The organism is Azoarcus sp. DD4 (assembly GCF_006496635.1).
GTDB lineage: Bacteria > Pseudomonadota > Gammaproteobacteria > Burkholderiales > Rhodocyclaceae > Azoarcus.
Map to the genome: position 1 here is coordinate 3,111,640 of NZ_CP022958.1, position 22,416 is coordinate 3,134,055.

Annotated in this window: 22 protein-coding genes and 1 pseudogene; 12 read left to right on the forward strand and 11 right to left on the reverse strand. The window is 66.4% G+C overall.

The window, feature by feature from the left end; translation table 11 throughout:
- Positions 1–9: 9 nt before the first annotated feature.
- Positions 10–351 (forward strand): hypothetical protein, encoded by a 342-nt coding sequence (locus tag CJ010_RS14350; protein WP_141018667.1) that lies wholly within the window; start codon positions 10–12, stop codon positions 349–351.
- A 156-nt stretch (positions 352–507) separates the two neighbouring features.
- Positions 508–1,932: a hypothetical protein gene (locus tag CJ010_RS14355; RefSeq protein ID WP_141018668.1), complete on the forward strand. Its 1,425-nt coding sequence runs from the start codon at positions 508–510 to the stop codon at positions 1,930–1,932.
- A 126-nt stretch (positions 1,933–2,058) separates the two neighbouring features.
- On the opposite strand, the gene CJ010_RS14360 is transcribed toward CJ010_RS14355, so the two are convergent.
- The 11 genes from CJ010_RS14360 to CJ010_RS14410 form a co-directional block, all read right to left on the reverse strand.
- Positions 2,059–3,561, reverse strand: coding sequence for an aldehyde dehydrogenase family protein (locus CJ010_RS14360; RefSeq protein ID WP_141018669.1), 1,503 nt, complete (start codon positions 3,559–3,561; stop codon positions 2,059–2,061).
- Positions 3,562–3,746: 185 nt separating this feature from the next.
- Complete coding sequence (locus tag CJ010_RS14365) at positions 3,747–4,220, reverse strand: TerB family tellurite resistance protein (RefSeq protein WP_141018670.1); 474 nt, start codon at positions 4,218–4,220, stop codon at positions 3,747–3,749.
- Between the two features lie 14 nt (positions 4,221–4,234).
- Positions 4,235–5,206: a YCF48-related protein gene (locus CJ010_RS14370; RefSeq protein ID WP_141018671.1), complete on the reverse strand. Its 972-nt coding sequence runs from the start codon at positions 5,204–5,206 to the stop codon at positions 4,235–4,237.
- A gap of 11 nt (positions 5,207–5,217) precedes the next feature.
- A complete protein-coding gene (locus CJ010_RS14375) occupies positions 5,218–7,581 on the reverse strand; it encodes an RND family transporter (RefSeq protein ID WP_141018672.1) in 2,364 nt (787 codons plus the stop codon).
- A 67-nt stretch (positions 7,582–7,648) separates the two neighbouring features.
- Positions 7,649–9,445 carry a DUF1302 domain-containing protein gene (locus tag CJ010_RS14380; RefSeq protein WP_141018673.1) on the reverse strand — a complete coding sequence of 599 codons (1,797 nt, stop codon included), beginning with the start codon at positions 9,443–9,445 and terminating at the stop codon, positions 7,649–7,651.
- A gap of 31 nt (positions 9,446–9,476) precedes the next feature.
- Positions 9,477–10,796 carry a DUF1329 domain-containing protein gene (locus CJ010_RS14385; protein ID WP_240794369.1) on the reverse strand — a complete coding sequence of 440 codons (1,320 nt, stop codon included), beginning with the start codon at positions 10,794–10,796 and terminating at the stop codon, positions 9,477–9,479.
- Positions 10,797–10,928: 132 nt separating this feature from the next.
- A complete protein-coding gene (locus tag CJ010_RS14390; RefSeq protein ID WP_141018675.1) occupies positions 10,929–11,408 on the reverse strand; it encodes a cytochrome c in 480 nt (159 codons plus the stop codon).
- A 10-nt stretch (positions 11,409–11,418) separates the two neighbouring features.
- Positions 11,419–11,952 carry a methylamine dehydrogenase light chain gene (locus CJ010_RS14395; RefSeq protein WP_141018676.1) on the reverse strand — a complete coding sequence of 178 codons (534 nt, stop codon included), beginning with the start codon at positions 11,950–11,952 and terminating at the stop codon, positions 11,419–11,421.
- A gap of 21 nt (positions 11,953–11,973) precedes the next feature.
- The gene (mauD, locus tag CJ010_RS14400) at positions 11,974–12,576 is read right to left on the reverse strand and encodes a methylamine dehydrogenase accessory protein MauD (protein WP_141018677.1); all 603 of its coding nucleotides are present in this window, start codon (positions 12,574–12,576) and stop codon (positions 11,974–11,976) included.
- Entirely contained in the window at positions 12,573–13,124 is a 552-nt protein-coding gene (locus CJ010_RS14405) for a MauE/DoxX family redox-associated membrane protein (protein ID WP_141018678.1), read from the reverse strand. Before CJ010_RS14405 ends, mauD begins: the two co-directional genes overlap by 4 nt.
- Positions 13,124–14,278 carry an amine dehydrogenase large subunit gene (locus CJ010_RS14410; RefSeq protein WP_141018679.1) on the reverse strand — a complete coding sequence of 385 codons (1,155 nt, stop codon included), beginning with the start codon at positions 14,276–14,278 and terminating at the stop codon, positions 13,124–13,126. The genes CJ010_RS14405 and CJ010_RS14410 overlap by 1 nt, the downstream gene beginning before the upstream one ends.
- Positions 14,279–14,879: 601 nt before the next feature.
- Here CJ010_RS14410 and CJ010_RS14415 point away from each other — a divergent pair.
- The 10 genes and pseudogenes from CJ010_RS14415 to CJ010_RS25720 form a co-directional block, all read left to right on the forward strand.
- Positions 14,880–15,872, forward strand: coding sequence for a helix-turn-helix domain-containing protein (locus tag CJ010_RS14415; protein WP_141018680.1), 993 nt, complete (start codon positions 14,880–14,882; stop codon positions 15,870–15,872).
- Positions 15,873–16,274: 402 nt separating this feature from the next.
- Positions 16,275–16,955, forward strand: coding sequence for a FadR/GntR family transcriptional regulator (locus CJ010_RS14420; RefSeq protein ID WP_141018681.1), 681 nt, complete (start codon positions 16,275–16,277; stop codon positions 16,953–16,955).
- 48 nt (positions 16,956–17,003) lie between these two features.
- Positions 17,004–17,822, forward strand: a complete 819-nt coding sequence (locus CJ010_RS14425; RefSeq protein WP_205754792.1) for a transporter substrate-binding domain-containing protein — start codon at positions 17,004–17,006, stop codon at positions 17,820–17,822.
- A gap of 72 nt (positions 17,823–17,894) precedes the next feature.
- Positions 17,895–18,563, forward strand: a complete 669-nt coding sequence (locus tag CJ010_RS14430) for an amino acid ABC transporter permease (protein WP_141018682.1) — start codon at positions 17,895–17,897, stop codon at positions 18,561–18,563.
- Complete coding sequence (locus tag CJ010_RS14435; protein ID WP_141018683.1) at positions 18,563–19,216, forward strand: amino acid ABC transporter permease; 654 nt, start codon at positions 18,563–18,565, stop codon at positions 19,214–19,216. The genes CJ010_RS14430 and CJ010_RS14435 overlap by 1 nt, the downstream gene beginning before the upstream one ends.
- Entirely contained in the window at positions 19,203–19,931 is a 729-nt protein-coding gene (locus CJ010_RS14440; protein ID WP_141018684.1) for an amino acid ABC transporter ATP-binding protein, read from the forward strand. The genes CJ010_RS14435 and CJ010_RS14440 overlap by 14 nt, the downstream gene beginning before the upstream one ends.
- Before the next feature lie 211 nt (positions 19,932–20,142).
- Positions 20,143–20,454, forward strand: coding sequence for a hypothetical protein (locus CJ010_RS14445; RefSeq protein ID WP_141018685.1), 312 nt, complete (start codon positions 20,143–20,145; stop codon positions 20,452–20,454).
- A gap of 479 nt (positions 20,455–20,933) precedes the next feature.
- Positions 20,934–21,365 carry a hypothetical protein gene (locus CJ010_RS14450; RefSeq protein ID WP_141018686.1) on the forward strand — a complete coding sequence of 144 codons (432 nt, stop codon included), beginning with the start codon at positions 20,934–20,936 and terminating at the stop codon, positions 21,363–21,365.
- 124 nt (positions 21,366–21,489) lie between these two features.
- Positions 21,490–22,236: a cyclopropane-fatty-acyl-phospholipid synthase family protein gene (locus tag CJ010_RS14455; RefSeq protein ID WP_141018687.1), complete on the forward strand. Its 747-nt coding sequence runs from the start codon at positions 21,490–21,492 to the stop codon at positions 22,234–22,236.
- A gap of 37 nt (positions 22,237–22,273) precedes the next feature.
- Positions 22,274–22,381: pseudogene (locus CJ010_RS25720) on the forward strand (IS5/IS1182 family transposase); the annotation flags it as partial.
- Positions 22,382–22,416 lie beyond the last annotated feature (35 nt).

The following is a 22,416-nucleotide window of genomic DNA, read 5'->3' on the forward strand; positions in this document are numbered from 1 at the left end:
CGACATTGGATGAAACGAGAGCAAGTCGGCCGGCCGCCACTCGGAACAGCGTTGTTCGCTGTCGTGCTTCTATTTATGCATGTGCATACAAATAGGTCAATGCAGATTCATCCTCAAATTGCAGCGCATCCCGAAATCCGCGAAAAACGGATAGTCCGCTGCCGCATTGCACAAAACATGGGCGTGAATTCACCGAAACGGTGCGTCTATCCGTCTGATTTGGCTGGTTTTTGCTGCAATGCAAAATTGCCGGCCGATTTCACGGCAATCGGGCTTCGGATCGAAAGCCGGAATGCGCGCGACACGCCCTTCGTGGCAAAGGCCACTGCCGTTTCGCCGCGGACCCGGTAAAAGCAGAATCGACAATGGGGCGCTGCGGGCGGGAATGGCAGCGGGACCGGGTACGCCAGCCAGGGCCGGGAAGGATCCTGTAAACCCCATGCCCCGAGGCGCTGCCCGCTCTCCACCCAGCAGGAAGGTCTCTCTCAGCGGGAAAGAAGCACTGACATGCCGAACGGTCTGATAACCCGGGCAAGCCGGACTGCGCGCTGGGGTAGCGCACTGGTCGCCCTTGCCCTGGCCGCCTGTTCGACCCTGCCGTCGAAACAGGCGCTGTCGGTGGCCGGGCACAGGGAAGCCATCACCGGCGCGCACCGCATCGGAATCGCGGTTGCGCGCTTCGCCCCCGCGGTTTCGATCGATGCGGAAATCGGCGGCAAAGGTGGCGGCGCGCTCTACGGCGCCGGCCGGGGCGCACTGGCATGCCTCGAGATCGAGAAGGGTTCGACCGGTCCGGGCACGGGTTTGATCACGCTGATCTGCCTGCCTTTCGGCGCAGCAATAGGGGCGATGATCGGAGCCGGCCATGCGGCATCGAGCGATCAGATCGCGTCGGCCCGAACCCGCCTTGGCGGCCCACTGACGACGATCGAGCTCCAGGAAGAACTCCGCCAGGCGATCGAGCGCTATGCCGCCAAGACGGGCGCGAGCGTCCAGCTGTTCCCGATGGCCGAAGGGCCGGTCGCGCCCGGCGAGACCCCGCGCTACGCCAGCGTGGTCGATTACGTCATCGAGGCCGGGGTCAGCGAAATCCGGGTGTTCACCCCGGGTTCCAAGGACCTCCCCTACGGATTCGCCTTTCCGGTGCGTGCCCGGCTGATACGCGCAGCCGACGGCGTGGTTGTCGACAGTCTGTCCATCGACGTCGAGACACCGACCGCCACCGTCGATCACTGGCTGGCCGAGGACGGCAGGATGATGGCGCGCGCTATCGACGCGGCGCTGGATGAAGCGGCGGAAGCCCTCATCGATGAATGGCTGTTGCTGTATCGCGGCAGCCCGGGCCCCGCCTCCTCCGCGACGCCGGCACCCGGCGCGGCCTCGGGGGCTGAGCTCCCCCGCGTGCCGGAATTCGCTCTCCAACCGCTCGCACCGCCGCTACGCGTGGACATGCGCTTTTTCAAGCGCCCCCTGCTTCCCGGGCACCTCGAACCGGTGCTGGTGCCTCGCTCGCCTGCCTTCGCGTGGGAAGCCCAGCCCCGCGACTTCCAGCCAGTCGGAGGCCGCTCCCCGCCATCGCTTGCAGACCTGGTATACGACTTCCGGGTGTACGACGCCGGCCCCTTCCTGGGCCAGGGCGTCGCCGCCGCCCGGCTCGTCCTCGAGCAATTCGGCATCGCACAGCCGTCCTTCAGGCTCGAACACGCACTACAGCCTTGCAGCTACTACTTCTGGACGGTACGCGCGCGCTTCCAGTTCGAGGGCCGCACGCGCGCAACGGAATGGACGGGGGCCTATCGGACACTCGCTGGCACGGTAGACCCCAGCTGGGCGCGCCGGGGCGAATGGCCAGCGCTGCCGCAGCCTTGGCCGAACCGCTGGTTCTATCTCCCCTTCATGACCGGATCGGCGAGCGGCGCACCATGCAACTAGCGCTTCGCACCCCGACGGCAACACCGCACCGGCAATCCCGGCAGCGACGCGGCCCCCCCCGGATCAAAAAAAACGGCAAACCGTCGCAACGGCTTGCCGTAACACCATGAAACCCGGATGGATTCCTTACAGCGCCATGATCACCGACTTGGATTCCGTATACATTTCGAGCACCGCCCTGCCCATCTCGCGGCCGATGCCGGACTGCTTGTATCCGCCGAAGGGCATCGCGTTGTCGAGGATGTTGTGGCAGTTCACCCACACGGTGCCGGCCTTGATCTTGGGGATCAGGCGATGCACCCGCGTCAGGTCGTTGGACCAGATGCTGGCCGCGAGGCCGTAAGGCGTGTCGTTGGCACGGTGGGCGACCTCGTCCAGATCCTCGTAGGGCATGGCCACCACCACCGGGCCGAAGATCTCCTCGCGCACCACCTTCATCGCGTCGTGGGTGTTCACCAGCACCGTCGGCTTGACGAAGTAGCCCTCGCCGCCGCCCGCCGCGCCGCCGGTCGCCGCCTTCGCGCCCTCGGCGAAGCCGCTCTCGATGTAGCCGAGCACGCGCTGCTGCTGGATCGCCGACACCAGCGGGCCGATCTGGGTGCCGGGATCGATGCCGGGGCCGAGTTTCATGCTGGCGGCGATGCCGGACAGTCCTTCGACCACCTGTTCGAAGCGGCTCTTGTGGATGAAGAGGCGCGAGCCGGCGGTGCACACCTGGCCCTGGTTGAAGAAGATGGCCTGCGCCGCGCCGGCCGCGGCCATCTCCGGATCGGCGTCGTCGAGCACGATCACCGGGCTCTTGCCGCCCAGCTCCAGCGACACCCGGGTCATGTTGTCGATGGCCGCCTTGCCGACCAGCTTGCCGATCTCGGTGGAGCCGGTGAAGGCGATCTTCTCGATGCCCTTGTGGCTGGCGAGCGCCGCGCCGGCGGTGTGGCCGTGGCCGGTGACGACGTTGAGCACGCCCGCCGGGTAGCCCGCTTCCAGCGCCAGCTCGGCGAAGCGCAGCGCGGTGAGCGGCGTCTCTTCGGCCGGCTTCAACACCATGGTGCAGCCGGAGGTCAGCGCCGGCCCGACCTTCCAGGCCGCCATCAGCAGCGGGAAATTCCACGGGATGATGGCGCCGACCACGCCCACCGGCTCGCGGCGGGTAAAGCCGAAGAGTTCGCGGTCGCGCATCAGCGGCACCGACACATCCATCGTCGAACCTTCGATCTTGGTCGCCCAGCCCGCCATGTAGCGCAGGAAATCGACCACCAGCGCCACATCCACATGACGCGCCATCATCACCGGCTTGCCGTTGTCCAGCGCCTCGATCTCGGCCAGTTCCTGGGCGTTGGCTTCGATCAGGTCGGCGAACTTGAGCAGCAGGCGCTCGCGGTCCACCGGCCGCATTTTCGGCCACTCACCGGACTCGAAGGCGCGGCGGGCGGCGGCTACCGCGCGGTCGACGTCGGCGGCATCGCCGGCGGGCACGGAGGCGAAGGGTTGGGCGGTGGCCGGGTCGAGCACCGCCAGGGTCTCGCCGCTGGCTGCGTCGGTCCATTCGGCGCCGATCAGCATGCGCTTGGGGCGGGCCAGGAAGGCGCGGGTGGCGGGGCTGATCAGTTGGTCGGGGTACGGGTTCATCGGGTTGTCTCCTCTCTTCTCGTTTAGGTGCTGCAAGGGGATGGGTTTGGTTTGGGGAGCGAAGCGGAGGCTCCCGGGTTGGGGTGGGGATGGGGTTGGATGCGGCGCGCGCCCAACCCCACCCCCCTCCCCACCTCCCCCTTGAAGGGGGAGGAGCAAGACCCGCCCGCCGCCAAGCCCGCTACTCAACTCCCCCCATCAATCAACCCCGACCGCGCCACCGCAGTCGCACGCGCGGCGTCCGCCGCGTCGGGGTCGAGTTCGAGCTGGCGGGCAAGACGGGTGATCAGCCGGTTCTCCAACCGCACGAGATCGCCGTCGGCATAGGCGACCTCCCACAGCAGGGTCAGGATCTCCTGGCGTTCGGCGGGGTTGAAACCCGCCCGCACCGCTTCGGCGAACTCCCAGTCGTCCAGCACTTCTGCATAGCGCTCGTCGGCCACCCGCAGCAGTTCGCGCGCCATCGCCTCGGGCAGGTGGAAGTGCTGGTGCAGCAGGCGGGTGATCGCGGCGTGCTCCTGCTCGGTCGCACGGTGATCGACGTACATGGCTTCGAGCAGCAGTGCGGCGACCGCGATGTGGCGCCGCTCGAAGGGGCCGGTCTCGTTCGGTTCCGCTTCGACATCGCCGCGCAGGAGCGCGATCAATCTGTTCAGCATGGATGGCATCTCCGTCAGCGGGGGGAATTCGTGAGGCGTTCGACGCCGAGCTGACCGCCGACAACAACGCTGCCGTCGGCCGCGAGCAGTACCGCGGCGAGGTTCTGGCGGTCGCCACGGACCTCGGCCGCGAGGCGCTGGCCGTCGCCGCGCAGCATCACGCCGCCGGCACCCACAACCAGCAGCCTGCCCTTGGCGTCGGCGACCGCGCCGGTGAGCGACTGCTCGGTGTCGCCCTCGATGGCGCGCCAGCTGTCGCCGCCGTCGCGGCTGGCGAGCACGCGGCCACTCATGCCGAGCAGCACCACTTCGTCGCCTGCCTCCAGCCCGCCCCACAGCGAGCCGGAGACACCGGGCTTGAGCACGCTCCAGCTGTCGCCGCCGTCGGTGGAGCGGAAGGCCAGCCCGGTTTCGGCGGCGACGTAGAGCGCGCCCTGGCGGGTGGCGAAGATGTGGTTGAGGTGGAGGTCGGCGTCGCGGCCCTGCCCCACGCTCATCGGTTCCCAGTTCTTGCCGCCGTCCTCGGTGCGCCAGGCGGTACCGTAGGCGCCCACCGCGTAGCCGCGTTCGGCCGAAGCGAAATACACCGACAGCAGCACCGGCTTGTCGTCCAGCACCTGCTGCAGCGTCCAGTTGGCGCCGCCGTCGGTGGTGGCCAGCACCACGCCGCCGTGGCCCACCGCCCAGCCGCGTTGGGCGTCGGCGAAATGCACCGCGGTGAGCAGGCTGCTGACCGGCGCTTCCGCCTGCTGCCAGCTCTTGCCGTTGTCGGTGGAGCGCACCACGGTGCCGTAGTCTCCCACCGCCACCAGCGCGTCGCCGGCGCGCGCCATGCCGGTCACCGGCACCTTGGCCGCCAGCCGCGCCTTCATCGCCGGCACCGGGCCGGCACTGGAGGCCGAACCGGCGGCGTGCAGCGACACCGTGGTCGCACCCACCGCGGCCAGTGCGGCGCACAGCGCCAGGAGTTTGCGTTTGATCGTCATCGCGGGCCTCCTCAGTGCGCCATCAGCGGCGCCCGCACCGGGCCGCGACGCGGGATCAGCATGTCTATGGTCACTGCCAGCGCCGGCAGCAGGGTGATCGCCATGATCATGTTCATCATGAACATGAAGGTCAGCAGCATGCCCATGTCGGCCTGGAACTTGAGCGCCGAGAACGACCACGTCGCCACGCCGATGGACAGCGTCACCGCGGTGAACACCGTGGCCACCCCTACCTCGCGCAGCGCCTGCTTGAAGGCGGTGACGATGTCCTCGCCGTGCGCCATGTGCATCTGCAGCCGGTTGTAGATGTAAAAGGCGTAATCGACGCCGATGCCCACCGCCAGCACCATCACCGGCAGCGTCGCCACGGTGAGGCCGATGTCGAGCGACTTCATGAACCAGTAGCCGAGGAAGGTCGCCAGCGTCAGCGGCAGGCAGCAGGCGATCATCGCGCGCCAGTCGCGATACACCGCGAACACCAGCACCAGGATGGTCGCATACACGTAGAGCATCATCGGCAGCTCGGAATGCTCGACCACCTCGTTGGTGGCGGCCTGCACGCCGGCGTTGCCGCTGGCCAGCCGCACCGTGACGCCGTCGAAGGGCTGGTCGGCGCGGAAGTGCTTGACCGCCTCCACCACCTCCTTGATGGTCGCCGCCTTGTGGTCCGCCAGGTAGAGATTGACCGGCAGCAGCGTGCAGTCGGCGTTGAAGAGGCGCAGCCCCTCGGGCACCTGGCGCACCGCCTCGCCCAGGGTCAGTTCTTCCTGCGGCAGCGCCGCCCACTTCGGATTGCCCTCGTTCACCCCGGAGGCGGCGAGCTTGGTCAGCGTCGGCAGGGACTGCGCCGACAGCACGCCCGGCACATTGGCCAGGTGCCAGGTCAGGCGGTCGACATGGCTCATGACGTCGTGGCGGAAGCAGCCGTCGGCCGGGGTTTCCACCACCACGGTGAGCAGGTCCAGGCCCAGGCTGTAGCGCGCCACCACCGCTTCCACGTCCTGGTTGTAGCGCGAATCGTCGTGCAGCTCCGGCGCGCCCGGCAGCACATGGCCGACGTGGCGGCCCTGGCTCTGCCACACCGCGACGCCCATCAGCGCAATGCCGATCAGGGTGCCGATGGCGGCGTTGCGCGGATTGGCGATATGCACGCCCAGCCCGGCCATCATGCGGTTGCGCATGCCCTCGACCTTGCTCGCGCGCAGCACGAACTTGTCGTCGAAGCGGAAGTAGCTCGCCAGCACCGGCAGCATGATGAGGTTGGTGACGATCTTGTAGGCGACGCCCACCGAGGCGGTGATCGCCAGCTCGCGGATCATCGGGATCGGCACCAGCACCAGGGTGGCGAAGCCGACGAAGGCGGTGATCAGCGCCAGCGTGCCCGGCACCAGCAAGCCGGTGAAGCTCCGGCTGGCGGCGGTGTAGCCATCGGCGCCGTTGATGACTTCCTTGGCGATGTAATTCACCTGCTGGATGCCGTGCGACACGCCGATGGCGAACACCAGGAAGGGCACCAGGATGGCGAGCGGGTCCAGCCCGAAGCCGAGCAGCGTGATGGTGCCGAACTGCCACACCACCGACACCAGCGAGCAGGCCAGCGGCAGGAAGGTGAGCACCCACGAGCGGGTGTACCAATACACGGCCGCGGCGGTCAGCAGGAAGGCGAGCGCGAAGAACTCGATGACGCTGGTGGCGCCTTCGGAGATGTCGCCCATCTGCTTGGCGAAACCGATGATGCGGATGCGCACGTCGTCATCACTGAAAGCGTCGCGCACTTCCTTTTCCAGCCGCTGGCTGAATTCGAAGTAGTCCAGCCGTTCGCCGGTCTGCGGATCGGGGTCGGCGAGTTCGGCCACCACCATCGCCGAGGACGAATCGTTGGCCACCAGGCTGCCGATGAAGCCGCCGACGATGGTGCGCTCGCGGATCGCGGCGATGTTGTCCGGGGTGAGCGCCTTGACGGTGACGTCGCCGCCGATCACGTCCTCGGCCTTCATGCCCTCCTCGGTGATCTGCACCGCGCGGGTATTGGGCGTCCACAGCGAACTCACCGTGCGCCGGTCCACCCCCTTCATGAAGAACAGCGCCTGGGTGACGTCGTACAGCCTGGTGAGCGCCTTCTCGTTCCAGATGTCGCCGTTCTTCGCTTCGACGGTGACGATGATGCGGTTGGCGCCGAACAGCACCTCGCGATACTGGTTGAAGGTCTGGATGTATTCGTGATCCTGCGGCAGCTGCTTGTCGAAGCCGGCGCTCATGTGCAGGCGGGCGGCGAAGGTGCCCATCACAGCGGTGAAGGCGAGCAGCGCGACCAGGATCGGCAGCCGGAACCTGAAGCAGAAGCGCTGCAGGCCCAGCACGAGTTTCTCGATCATGTCGGGGTTTCCAAAGTGCCGGACCCGGGCCGCTCCGGGCGGAGACGGCCGGGCCCGGCGGTACGGATCAGAACGAGTAGCTAAGGCTGGCGGAGATGAAGTCGCGGTCGCGCATCAGGTTGTTGGCGCCGCCGCCGTGGAAATTCACCCACTGGATAGCGCCTTTCCAGCGGTCGCGGTAGTTGGCGAACAGCGACAGCGTCAGCGCCTTGCGGCCTTCCACGAAGGGGATCGCGTTGGGGCTGGTGCCGGAGACGTCGTGGTACCAGTCGATCTGCGGCGTCAGCGTGATGCCGCTGCCGAAGGCGTTGGGGTAGTTCATCCCCATCTCGAACACATAGCCCCACGAGGTCTTGTCCGGCAACGAGTAGTCGGGCAGGAAGTAGGGAATACGGCCGCTGGTGTCCAGGCCGGGATAGTGGGTGACCGCCGCTTCGGCCAGGATGAAGCCATCGGAAGCACCGATCGCCTTGGCCAGCCCGCCGAGCGGATCGTTGTGCGAGAAGGTGTAGAAGCCGGTGAGGTGGAACTGGTATTTCTCCTCCTCGACGAAGCCGGGATGGCGGCCGACGTCGTACACGCTGTACTTGTCGAAGGCGCCCGCCAGCGAGCCGAAGGGCACCGTGGGGTCGATGCCGACGCTGTCGTTGGGCCGGTAGGACAGCTCCGCGCCGACCGCGACGTTGGCGATCTTGGTGTTGGCCGAGATTGCGTACAGGTCCTTGTCCTCGCCGTAGGCGATGAAATAGCCGGTGACCGCGCCGGCGGGCGAGCCGGTGAAGCCGAGGAAGGGCAGCTTGTCGTGGTAGCGCTGGTAGGTGAAGGCGAACTCGGTGTCGATCTCCTCCGCGTTGTAGCGGAAGTTGACGCCGTACTGACCGCGGTTCTTGGGCTCGTCGGTACCGAGGTAGGGCACCGCGATGCCGGCCGCCACCGCGTCCGCATCGGAGATGCCGGGGTTGTCGCCGCAATGGCCGGTCGGCAGCCCTGCGCAGGCGCCGGGGCCGGCGAAGGCTTCAATGATGCTGGTCGGCACGTAGGCCACGCGGCGCCCCTTGCCGAGCACGTCGGCGGTGGAGAAGAAGGTGCCGGACGGATCGAACTTGAAGCTGTTCCAGGCGAACTGGTAGTAAGCCTCCATGCCCAGGTTCTCGGTCAGGCCGAAGGAGCCGGACAGCATCGGCGCCGGGATGAAGATCTCCTTCAACTGGGTGCCGGGCACGTGGAACTTCTGCAGGTCGATGGCGTTGATCTGGTTCACCCCGCCGAGGATGAAGATGTCCTCGCCCCAGGAGATCACCTGGTTGCCGAGCTTGATCTTGCCGTTGTGCTCACCGATGGAGAAGCTCTTGGCCACCCAGGCGTCGAGCAGGGTGACCTCGCCCTCGGCCGCGCTGTGCACGTCGGTGCGCTGGGTGTCGGAGGACTTGAAGTCGTGGAACCAGGTCATCCGCACCAGCGAACTCCAACCCCCGGGCAGCTTCAGCGACAGGTCGTGGGTGCCCTTCAACACGGCCGACACCACGTCGCCCTTGTCATAGTTGAGGTTGCCGTCGTCGAAGTTGGTGAAGTTGAAGTCGGCGTTGGCATAGCCGCTGGCGCCCTGCTTGGCCTGCAGCTCGTTGTTGGTGGTGTTGTTGCAGCCGCCGCTGTCGTTGCCTATGGTCTTGCAGCCGGCCGACTGGGTGCGGGCCATCACACCAAAGGACACGGTGCTGTCGAAGCTGCCGGACAGGCCTTCCTCCGAGCCGAAGCGGAAGGCGTGGCTGGCTGGTGCCCACAGCGTGGCGGCAATCGCCAGCGCCAGCGTGGAAGGCGCCAGCGCGCGCGCCGCCCGACGATGCGCAATCGTCTTGTCGTTCATCTAGTTTTCTCCTGGATGCGGTCGGTCGGGATCAGCGCTCGCCGCGGCGGCGCATTTCGTCCTGGCTGAAGGTGGCGGCGGTCACGCGGCCTTCCTTGGCTGCGGTGAGGTCTATCACCTCGCCCTCGGCCGTCCAGTTGTCGGTCACGTAGCGGCGGGCGACCAGGTCGTACATCTGGGTTTCGTAGGTGATGCAGGCGCCGACGTCGGGCGCGGCCCACAGGCTGCCTTCCTGCACCCGCCACAGGTTGCCCTTGGCGTCGTACATATCCACCTGCAGCAGCGCCCAGGAATCCTCGTCGAAGTGGAACACGCGCTTGGCGAAGGAGTGGCGCTTGTCGCCCTTGACCGTGGCTTCCACCACCCACACGCGGTGCGGCTCGTAGCGCATGACGTCGCGGTTCACATACTCGGGGCCGAGCATGTCCTTGAACTTGTTGTTCTTGTCGATCAGCTTGTAGTTGTTGTAGGGGACGAACATCTCCTTCTTGCCGACCAGCTTGTAGTCGTAGCGGTCGATGGCCCCGGTGAACATGTTGATCTGGTCGACGAAGTAGAGGTTGTCGAAGCCGGCGATCGGGTTGTCGTAGGCGAAGGTGGGCGAGCGGCGCACGCGGCGCTGGCCGGGGAAGTAGATCCAGGCGTCCTGCGGCTTGTCGATGTAGGCGTGGATCAGGTAGCCCTCGCCGGCGCGCGAGGCCGGCGACAGCACGTCGAACAGCAGCTTGCTCTCGACCCCGCCGACGTCGGCCGGACTGGTGACCTTGGGATCGTTGAACGGGTACAGCTCATAGGCCCACTGCTTGTTCTCGACGTAGGAGCCGTCCTTGTCCGGCATCAGCGCGGATATCTGCGCACGGCGGCCGAGGCCGGTGTAGCGCAGCTTGTAGTTCCACATCGCCTCCGCCCCGCTCTTCGGGAAGGGGAAGGGAATGCCGGCGCCCTGCACCGCTTCGAGCTGCCAGCCGTCGGCGCCGAGCTTGGCGGTGGTGGCGTTTTTCTTCGTCTGGGCGCCGACGAAGTCCGGCACCGGGCAGCTGCGGCGGGACGGGTAGACATCCATGCGGTAGCCCTTGTAGGCCTTGATCAGCGCGATCTGGCCGGCGGAGAGCTTGTCGGCGTACTTGTCGACGTTGCTGGCATCGACCGAGAACAGCGGCTTGTCGTCCTTGTACGGATCGACCTTGCCCGGCTTCCAGCCCGCCGGAACCTGGGTCATGCCGCCCGACCACGCCGGGATGCTGCTGTCGGCGTTCTTGGCGACCTCGGCGCCGATCGGCGTCAGCGTCTTGCCAAGGCTGGCCACCTCGGCATCGGTGGCTGCGGCGCCGGCCAGGGTGCTGGCAAACATGGCAGCGATCGCCATGCAGAGCAGGCCCGGGCGGAGCGTTTTCCTTGTCGTTTTGTCCATTTGGGGTTCCTCGTCAAAGAGTGGAAGCGGATGCGTGATACGGAATGCGTAAGCGGCCGGGCATGGGTGGTCTCACTCGATGCGTATGCCCTGGGCGGCGAGCTGGGCGACGATGCCGCGGCGCACCGCGGAGACGTCGGCCAGACGCTGGCTGCGCAGCGCGGTCACCTCGGCCTCGGTGTAGGGCTGGAAGTCCGCCGGCACGGTTTCGGCTGAAAAAGCCTTCGCCATCCAGTTGAGCATGCGGGCGATGTCGCCGTTGGAGAGCGAGGAGTTCGAGGTGCCGGGCACCTGCACCAGGAAGGCGCGGCCCTCCGCCGTCTTGAGGAAGTGGCCGAACTGCCCGCGCAGCGTCGGCACCCCGCCGGATTTGGCGCCGCTGCCGTCGGCCTGGTGGCAGCCGGCGCAGTTCAGGATGAACTGGTAGCGGGCCTTGCCCGCCTCGTCGGCGATGGCCGGCTGGGCCGCGCCGGCTGCCGCGACGATGACGGCGGCCAGCGCGGCTGCCCTGCCCCGCCGCCCGGCCCGACCCTGGATGCGCTTGCCGTCCATCGCCGCGCCCTCAGCTCTTGGTCTCGGCCAGGCCGACGACGGTGGCCATGGTGCAGTGGAACATCGTCGAGTCGTTGGCCATGCACCAGTTGATGTCGTTGTGCAGGCCCATGCGGTAGCCCGGCATCTCGCGCTCGTTGGTGTTGCAGAAGCAGCGTCCGCAGGCCGTCTTGCCGCAGCAGTCGTTGTAGCTGATCAGGTAGTCCTTGCCGTCGTCCGGGTTGTGGCAGGTGCCGATCCACGACACCTTGGAGGCCTCGGTGCCCGGCGGGCAGCTCGACGCGGTGCCGCCGCAGCAGTTGCACAGGTAGCCGTCCTGCGCGCAGTAGCGCCAGTATTCGCAATCCTCGTCGGTCGGCGCCTTGCCGCCGGCCTTCTTCATCGCCGCGCCGGCTGCCTGGGCGGTGCGGTCGAAGGGCAGCACCGGCAGCACGAAGGCCGAGCCCACCAGCAGCTTGCCGATGCCGATCAGCGCGCTGCGCCGGGAGGCGCTCTGCGCCACCTTGCGCGTCTTGCGCTCGAAGAATTCATCCAGCCATTTCATCGTTCGTTCTCCTTCTCTCGGTCAGGCGCGGCCGGGTTGTTCGAGGTAGGCCTGCACCGAAGCCACGCCCAGCTCCTTGGCGGTGAAGAGGCTTTCCAGCTGTTCGCGGGAATTCACCAGGCCCTTGGCGGCGATGCGGCCCTGTTCGTTGATGAGCACCGCGTAGGGCAGCTTGGCGACGCGGTAGGCGATGCCCAGTTCGCGCGACAGCACGTAGGGGAAGTCCTGCAGGCCGGCCTTGTCGTAGAAGGCGAGGTGCTCGGGCTGCTCGCCGTCGGAGGTCAGCACCACGCGCAGCCAGCTGCGTTCGGACTGGTTGGCCGAGCGCAGGATGGGCAGCAGCTTCTTGCACACCGGGCAGGTCGGCGACAGGAAGAACAGCAGCGTGCTCTTGTCGCCCGGCAGGCCGAGCGAGACGCGCTCGCGCACATTGACGATGTGCGGCAGGTCGAACACCGGGGCGGCTTCGCCCACCTGCGGGCCGGTGTCGAGCATCAGCGCGCCCATCGGCGCGACCCGCTCGTAGAGCACGCCGATCTGGCGCGCAAGGGCGAACAGGCCGACCAGCGCGGCGAGCACCGCGATCCACAGCAGGACGTTCGAAATCATCAGGGCTTCATTCATGATCCGCTCCTCATTTGGGCGAGATGGGGGTGGTTGGCGAGCAGCTGGTTGGCCGCCGCGTAGAGGGTGAGCAGCATCAGCGTGCCGCCGGCAACGGAGAGGTAGTCGATCCAGACCAGGCCGCGCTCATTACCCAACTGGGCGCCGAGTACGAGCAGCGCGAGCAGCACGGCATTGCGCACCACCAGCGCCCACGACAGCCGGGTGTGGCCTTCGGCGCCGCCGCAGCCGCAATCGATTTCGGTGTGGCCGCGGGCGACATTGATCGCCACCCCGGCGGTCGCCGCGCCCAGCACCAGCAGGCCGAGCACGAGGCCCGCCGCGCGGGTGGTGTCGAACAGCAGCGCCATGCCGGCCACCGCCTCCACCACCGGGAACAACCGGGCGAACAGCGGCACCAGGCGTTCCGGCAACAGGCGGTAGAGCTCCACCGAGGCTTCGAACACCGCCAGGTCGCGCAGCTTCTGCCACGCGCCCAGCACCAGGATCACCGCCAGCGCCGCCCCGCAGGTGCGCGCCAGCACCGGGTCGAGTGCGAGCGCGTCCATCAGTGCAGCTCCATCAGCGACGGCGTTTCGCCCACGCCTTCCATGCGGCGGATGAGCTTGAGCGGGCCGGAAGCGTCGTAGGAGGCGATCGCCGCCTTGAGGCCGTCGTAGGCGAACAGGCGCGGCTTGTCGCCCTGGCTTACCGCCATCGCGATCGCGTTGTTGCCCGGCGCGCGGGTGATGCGCTTCTTGGTCTTGAGGTCGAAGCCCCAGATTTCCTTGGCGGGGAACTTGTGGCTACCGACCTTGGCGCCGTCGTGCATGCCGACGAAGACGCGGCCGCTGGCGTTGTGCTGGGCGAGCAGCTGGTAGCCGCCGGGACGCCAGCCGGCCTTGCGCTCCTTGTCGGTGAGCAGCGACCACTTCGGTTCGAAGCTCGCCACCGCGCCGCCTACATTGGCGGTGTAGAGGTCGCCGCCGTAGGAGACGAAGCGGTAGGTGTCGCCGTCCTGCTCGCCGTGGATGAAGATGGGGTCGGCGTCCGGATTGAAGAACACCGCGCTCTTCTGCTGATCGACCGACTGGCCCTTGTCGTCGTGGGTGACGGTGAGCAGGGTGCCGTCGCCGCAGACAGTGGAGAAGCGGTTGGACACGCTCGCCGCCGGCAGGAGGATCCAGCAGCCGGGAATATCGACCTGCGAGGCGACCTTCTTCTCCTTGAGATCGACCACCGTCACCGAGATCGCCGGGGTGGCGTTGAGCACATAGAGCCAGCGGCCGTCGGCCGAGGCGCGGATGGTGCCCTTGTAGTGCAGCGCCTGGGCGTGGATGGGCGGGATGATGATCTCGCCCGTCTTGGTCAGCGTCTGCGCGTCGTGGATGTCCACCGTGTCGGTGCGTTCGCCCGACGACAGGCGCGAGTAGTAGGTGGTGGCGACGTAGATTTCCTTGCGGTCGGGCGACACGATGGCCTGCCCGGCGTAGGCGGTGGCGACCACGCCGAGGTAGCGCATGCTGTCGCCGTCGATCACATGCAGGCGACCGTCGACGATGTGGCCGATGGAAACGTCCGACAGGTAGATGCGGTAGGGGTTGGCGGGCGGCATTTCCGCCACCTTGGGAATTTCGACCTGCAGTTCGGCCTGTGCCGACGCCCCGGTGAGGGCAATCAGCACGGCAGCCAGGCAGGATCGCAGGGCGCTGTGTCGAAGCACGGCTGACTCCTTGTTGTGGCCGCTGCATCTGCAACGGCATCCTCGGAACCCGCCCGTCCGTCCGGAAGGCGAGTGCGCTTGTTGTCCGCGCCGTTCCTTGATCCAGGTCAAAGCAGCGGGTGGAACGGATTCTGGAGCGGGGGTTTCGGCGACCGGTAACCGAAATCGGCAAAACCTTGCAGCCCGAGGGGAAAGGCGTCGCCTGCACAAAAGTGGTACTGCAATGCACCAATTCGGCGCTTCGGGCGGACGGCACCCGCGCCAGCCGGCGGGATTGCAGAAAAGTGCTTGTCGGTGGGCCGCTTATCGGATTACGCTGAAAAAACAGCAGCTCACACATAACGACAAGCAACCGATTTCCGGTCAGGAGACAGACGGAAATGAAGTATCTTGCCCTCGCACCCGTGGAGACCGGGCAGCGATCGATGGGCGTCCGCGCGCGCCCGTCACGCCTGGGTACGCCGTGCCGGCACCCTCTCCCACAACATGTCCGCAAGCTTGCGCATGCCCGCAAGGGTCGGCCCATGCCCTTGCCGATTCGGGCTTGGCATGATGCATGCGTGCCCTTATCCGTTACGCCCAGTTGCGGAGAGCGGCTTCCATGACTTCCTACGCCTCGTCCCCTGACGACCAGGCCTTCAGTGCCACCTGGCACGACACCAGCGACGCCGACGACCACGCGTCCTGCCTGCAACACTGGAAGCAGCGCTACGATCAGCTCACCGCCGGCACCTTCTCCGGCAGCTTCGAGGAATACTGGTTCGACAACGTCCAGGTCTTTCGCGAACGCACCAACCAGTCCATCCACGAGGCCGGCCAGGCCTGGGAAGGCTCCCGTACTTTCGGCGTACCGCTCGAAGTGGACGGCAAGGGCTGGTACTGCGGCGAAATCCTCGACATCAACTCCATCATCACCCTGCGCGGCGGCGACGAGCTCGACTTCCGTACCCCGCGCCTCCACGACATCCTCGCCGTCACCACCCACGCACAGGCGCTCAACACCTACGCCCTGCAGGTGGAGCACCGCGACATCGAGGCCGAACTGGCCGACCGCCGGGTGGCCCCTTCCAGCGCGGAACAGGCGGAAAACCTGCGCGCCTTCCTGCGCACGGTCATGGCCAGCCTGCGCGCCACGCCCGACATGCTGCGCCACGCGCCGATGCGCAAGGCGCTGGAACAGGCGATCTTCGGCAGCATCATCGCCGCCATCGGCAACGAGCCGGAAGGCCGCACGCCGCCATCGGGCAATGCCCGCCAGCTGGTGGTGGAGCGCGCCCGCGAGTACATGCGCGAGCACATCGAAGAACCGATCACCGTAGCCGACCTCTGCGCCGAGCTGCGGGTGTCGCGCCGCACGCTGCAGTACAGCTTCCAGGACGTGCTCAACCTCAACCCGGTGAGTTTCCTGCGCGCGCTGCGGCTGAACGGCGTGCGCCGCGCGCTCAAGCACGCCACGGCCGACGTCGGCACCGTGGCCGACATCGCCGCGCGCTGGGGCTTCTGGCACCTGTCGCACTTCGCCGCCGACTACAAGTCGATGTTCGGCGAACTGCCTTCGGAAACCCTGCGCCAGACCACCCGCGGCGGCCGCTGAAGACTGGGGTTCGCCCCCGATTGGTGCGCAGCAACAGCACGACCGGCGCCCCGCACACCCCCCTCCCCCGGCCCGCACCCCTGCCGGAAGCGCCCCAGCCACCCTGCACTAGCCCGAATCGGCAAGGCGAACATCGCTCACCGACGCAGGGCGATCCAAAGACTGCCTATCCGGCGCAGTCGAAGGCGTGGTCTGAACGCCCCGTACTGGTTCATCGACCGGACTTCGCGCCCCAACTCCATGCACGCACACCGCGTTCTTGCCGCTCGCGGCCACCGGTCATCTCCCCGAAATCCCTGTAGATCCGGGCACCCGTCGCGTGCGCGGCGATCTGGCACGACGCCTGCTTAACTGGTTGGACTGGTCAGACCAGTCAGAACAGTAACCCGCAGCAGGAAGACCATGCCCAGCATCGCCAACATCGCCGCCCAGGCCCTGCAGCGCCGGATCAACAACGGAGAGTTCTCCGCCGGCGCCGCCCTGCCCTCGCAGCGGGAACTCGCCGAGCAGCTCGCCATCAGCCGCGCGTCGCTGCGCGAAGCGATCTCGACGCTGGAAGCGCTCGGTCTGGTGCGCAGCCAGCCCGGCAAAGGCGTGTTCGTTACCAGCGGCAGCCAGAGCGCCGCTTCCCTGCCGCTGCGCGGCACGGCGACGATGACGCCGCAGGCGCTGATCGAATTCCGCGCGGCCATCGAACCCGCCTGGGCCAGCCTTGCCGCGATGCGCATCGACGACGGCGGCCGCGAACGCCTCAGCGCCATCCAGCGCGGCATGGAAGAAGCCCTGAACGTCGGCGACCTGGTGATGGCGTCGGACTGGGACCTGCAATTCCACCTGCTGCTGGCCGAGCTTTCGGGCAATCCCGGCCTCACCGAGATCGCGCGCCACTTCCGCGACCAGATCAGCCACAGCCTGCGCCTGCCCTTCTCGCGCACCGCCAGCATCTGGGAACCGGCCGACGAGCACCGCCACATCACCGACGCCATCCTCGCCGGCGACAGCGCCGCCGCTGCCGCCGCAATGCATGCCCACCTCGGCGGCTCGGCCCGCCGCATCAGCATCGATTACCGCCCGCCGGGCTGAACGCCCGAACTCCCTTCCCTCCCCTCATCCTTCACGGAGCCAGCAAGCATGTCCCAGCCCATTCAATCCACCCGCCGCCCCTTCCTGCGCAGCCTCTTCGGCCTTGCCGCCGGTATCGCCGTCGCCTCTACCATCGGCCTGACCGACGCCCGTGCCGACGTGCTCGCCAATGTGCAGAAGGCCGGCACCCTGCGCGTCGCGGTGCCGCAGGACTTCCCGCCCTTCGGCAGCGTCGGCACCGACCTCAAGCCGCGCGGCTACGACATCGACATGGCCAACCTGATCGGCAAGGAACTCGGCGTGAAGGTCGAGCTGATCCCGGTGACCAGCACCAACCGCATCCCCTACCTCACCACCGGCAAGGCCGACCTGGTGATCTCCAGCCTGGGCAAGAACCCGGAGCGCGAAGCGGTGATCGACTTCTCCACCGCCTACGCGCCCTTCTTCAACGGCGTGTTCGGGCCGGAAGACGTCAAGCTCTCCAAGGTCGAGGAACTGGACGGCAAGACCGTGGGCGTGACCCGCGGCTCGGTGGAAGACCTGGAGCTGACCAAGATCGCCTCGCCCAAGGTGACGATCAAGCGCTTCGAGGACAACAACGCGACGATCTCCGCCTACCTCACCGGCCAGGTGCAGTTCGTCGCCACCGGCAACGTGGTGGCCGCCGCGGTGAACGACATGACCAAGCTGCGCCGCCTCGGCGCCAAGTTCCTGATCAAGAACTCCCCCTGCTACGTTGCCACCGCCAAGGGCGAAACCGCGCTGATGACCAAGGTGAACGCCATCATCGCCAAGGCCAAGCAGGACGGCACGCTCAACGACATCGCCCAGCGCTGGCTCAACGCCCCGCTGCCGAAAGACCTGTAAGCGCAAGCCGCCGGGCGCGCGGGGCGCAGGCCCTGCGCGCATGCCTCTGATCCGCCTTCAACGGAATCCACGATGGCCTATCAATTCGACTTTGCACCGGTGTTCGACAATACCGGCCTGCTGCTGTCGGGCGCCGGTTTCACCCTGGCGCTGACCGCGGTGGGCGCGGTGTTCGGCATCGGCCTCGGCATCCTCGGCGCCATCTGCCGCGCCTGGAAGCTCGCCCCCTTCGACCGCATCTTCGGCGTGTATGTGGAGGTGATCCGCAACACGCCCTTCCTGGTGCAGCTCTTCTTCATCTTCTTCGGCCTGCCCTCGCTCGGCGTCAAGATGACCGAATGGCAGGCGGCGGTGCTGGCGATGGTGATCAACCTCGGCGCCTACTCCACCGAGATCATCCGCGCCGGCATCCAGGCCACGCCGCGCGGCCAGATCGAGGCGGCGCAATCGCTGGCGCTGACCCGCAGCCAGATCTTCCGCCACGTGGTGCTGCGCCCGGCGCTGGCCAAGGTGTGGCCGGCGCTTACCAGCCAGGTGATCATCGTCATGCTGGGTTCGGCGGTGTGCTCGCAGATCGCCACGGAAGAACTCACCTTCGCCGCCAACTTCATCCAGTCGCGCAACTTCCGCGCCTTCGAAACCTACTTCGTCACCACCGCGATCTACTTCGCGATGGCGCTGCTGATCCGCCAGTTGCTGATCCAGATCGGCCAGCGCTACGTGGTCGGGAGGGCACGCTGATGTTCGTCCAGTTCACCACCTGGGACATCGTCCGCAACCTGCTCGATGCCGGCAAATGGACGCTGGCACTGTCGCTGATCGCCTTCGTGCTCGGCGGCATCGTCGGGCTGGCCATCCTGTTCGCCCGCATCTCCAAGAACCGCGCGCTGCAGGCCTTCACCAAGGGCTATATCGAGGTCTTCCAGGGCACGCCGTTGCTGATGCAGCTCTTCATCGTGTTCTTCGGCCTGTCGCTGCTGGGCATCGACGTCTCGCCCTGGCTGGCCGCCGCGGTGGGGCTGACGCTCTTCACCAGCGCCTACCTCGCCGAGATCTGGCGCGGCTGCGTGGAGGCGGTGCCCAAGGGCCAGTGGGAGGCGTCGTCCAGCCTCGCCTTGTCCTACGCGCAGCAGATGCGTCACGTGATCCTGCCGCAGGCGCTGCGCATCGCGGTGGCGCCGACCGTCGGCTTCTCGGTGCAAGTGGTCAAGGGCACCGCGGTCACCTCCATCATCGGCTTTGCCGAACTCACCAAGACGGGTTCGATGCTCGCCAACGCCACCTTCGAACCCTTCATGGTGTTCGGCCTGGTGGCGGCCGGCTACTTCGCCCTGTGTTATCCGCTCTCGCTCTACGCGAAAAGCCTGGAGAGGAAATTCCATGTCGCTCGTTAAGATCGCCGGCCTGCACAAGCACTTCGGCAGCAATCACGTTCTCAAGGGTATCGATCTGGAAGTCGCACAGGGCGACGTGGTCGCCCTGATCGGCCGCAGCGGATCGGGCAAGAGCACCCTGCTGCGCACCATCAACGGCCTCGAAACCATAGATAAGGGCGAGCTGCGGGTGGACGGTGCCGCACTGCACGACGGCAAGGGCGACCTGCGCGCCTTGCGCCAGAAGGTGGGCATGGTGTTCCAGCAGTTCAACCTCTTCCCCCACCTCACCGCCGGCCAGAACGTGATGCTGGCGCCCACCGTGGTGAAGGGCACGCCCAAGAAGGAAGCCGAGGACATCGCCAAGGAAATGCTGCTGAAGGTAGGCCTGGCGGACAAGTTCGACAGCTTCCCCGACCAGCTCTCCGGCGGCCAGCAGCAGCGCGTCGCCATCGCCCGCGCGCTGGCGATGAAGCCCAAGGTGCTGCTGTGCGACGAGATCACCTCGGCCCTGGACCCGGAACTGGTGAACGAAGTGCTGGCGGTGGTGCAGCAGCTCGCCGCCGAAGGCATGACGCTGATCATGGTCACCCACGAGATGCGCTTCGCCCGCGAGGTCGGCAACAAGCTGATCTTCATGCACCACGGCCGCATCCACGAAAGCGGCGACCCGAAAACCGTGTTCGCCGCGCCGCAGACGCCCGAGCTCGCGGCCTTCGTCGGCGCGGTCAGCTGAAGGCCACGCCGGCGGGCGACACCGCCGGCACCACGCAGCGCCCGGGACAGGCGCCGGCCGCAGCCCACGCTGCGCGACCGGCGCCTTTTTCATCCCCACGCGCGGCAGGCGACGGCCCTCGCGCCTGGCCGGCGGCAAGCCGCGGACACCCCGGGCGGCAAACAGTGCGGGTATAGACTGTCGGCTCAAACGCAGACACCCGCACAAGGCCATGAAGATCGACCTCCTCCCCCTCGGCGCCCGCTTCCAGTGGAAAGGCATCACCTATACCAAGATCGGCCCGATGACGGCCTCCGGTGAGACCGGCGGCGTCGCCTTCATCCCCAAGCACGCGGTGCTGAAACCCGCGCCCGGCGAGGAATTCCCGCTCCCGCCGCCGGAGGCAGCGGGCCAGACGCTCGACGCGGCCAAAGTAAGCACGGCCTTCGAAAGCTATCACCAGACGGCACTGACATTGACCGACGAGGCAGGACGCGAGGCACTGGAGATGGCGCGCAAGCGGTTTCTCGGCGAGATTCGCTGAGGCCGGACTTCGCGGCCGCTATTCGACCGGAAGTAGCCGCGCCCGCGTCTCACGACCGAGGCAGGCTCCGCATCCTGAACACATATTGTCATTCGGATGGCAAGTTGTATCCTTGTGGCCGATACGAACTCCCGCCGCGCCCGCTCTCCTGCGACCAGTCATCGCGATGCATGCAATCGCGGGTGCGGCTTACCAGGTTTGTCGGCTTGTTTATTGGGGCTCATAAATGCGATCTGCCCAAGAAGAGCAATTCGTTCACTGGCTTCTGAATGTCGGGTTCCCCCGGATATATCGCAGGGGTCGGAACGAGTCCGCAGATCTGCGGGCGAAAACACGTTGGGCAATACGCTATGCATCCGAATAGCCTCTTCCTTATTCGCGTGCGGCAACTTAGTGAGTGTCTCGAAAGGCGAGATGCCGAGTCCATGCTTCTTCTATCTCAAGCACTTCGGCAACTCCTTGTAGACGGAAATCGGCTAGTGGACGTCGTGAATCGGGAGCACCGTGTACCGCTTGAGTTTTCTGTCGGGCTATCGTCAAAGGAAAGAGAAGCTGAAATGCGTGCTCTCGGGCTACCCGAAGTAATGCTGCACTTTCTCGGCGCGATTCCGCCGAACGAACCAAGGAAGATTCTGAAATTGGAGCAATTCCTAAAGTTTCCGGTTGCGAAATTCGAAGGAGAGCATTTTTCAGTCGTTACACTGATCAAGACGTGTGCCAATCGGCTTGGGGGCGTTCACGTTGGGGAGCCGACGAGTGATAGTGCGGAGGAAGCCAACATCCGCCATTTCGGTGAAATGCTTTCAGGATTGGGCATGCAGCACGCCTTCTCGACGCTGATCTTAATCGCAAGTGTGACGCTCGCGGCTCTGGCGCCGCTGGTCAGCAGAGTAACGTGTTCGCAAACGTGAACGTCGTGCCCAACTAGTGCTTGCAGCCGACCGTCAAAATGCTGTGCATTTTTCCGGCGGCTGAAGGCCGTCGTTAGTTGGACAGTGACTGCTCATCTTCACCCCGGTAAGGAGCTTTTCCGCATTGGATATTCCACGGATCTTCAACATCACCGAAAGCGCTCACCGCATCCATAACCCGTTCACACCCGAAAAGCTCGCCACGCTCGGCGCGGCGCTGCGTCTGGAGCGGGGAACCCGGGTGCTCGATCTCGGCAGCGGTTCGGGGGAGATGCTGTGCACCTGGGCACGCGACTACGGAATCACCGGCACCGGCATCGACATGAGCCAGTTGTTTACCGAGCAAGCGAAACGCCGCGCAGAAGAACTCGGTGTCGCCGATGAGGTCAGGTTCATCCATGGCGATGCTGCCGGCTTCGTCTCCGACGAGAAGGTCGGTGTGGCAGCCTGTCTCGGCGCGACGTGGATCGCCGGGGGAGTCGGTGGCACCATCGAACTCCTGGCGCAAAGCCTCCGCCCCGGCGGGCTCATCCTCATCGGCGAGCCTTACTGGCGGCGGTTACCGCCGACGGAAGATGTTGCCAGGGGCTGTCTTGCCGGCTCGATCTCCGACTTTCTCCTGCTTCCAGAACTTCTCGCCTTTTTCCGCCACCTCGGCTACGACGTGGTGGAAATGGTCTTGGCAGACCAGGACAGCTGGGACAGATACGAGGCAGCCAAGTGGCTCACCATGCGCCGATGGCTTGAAGCCAATCCGGACGACGAGTTCGCCGAGGATGTTCGAGCCAGGCTAAGCGCGGAACCCGAGCGCTACGCCGCTTACACGCGTGAATACCTGGGCTGGGGCGTGTTCGCGCTTATGAGGCAGTGATGAGGGAATTTGCGGGCATCCCGGATGGCGGGGAATAATCGCGCGCCATTTCTTTGACGAAGTGGTGAGTCTGGCTCGGCGGGACCATCTTCTGTCCTCGGATCATTTCACCGTCGATGGCATGCTCATCAAGGCATGGGCCTCATGCAACGGAGTCGCCATGGAGATCAATCGGAATCC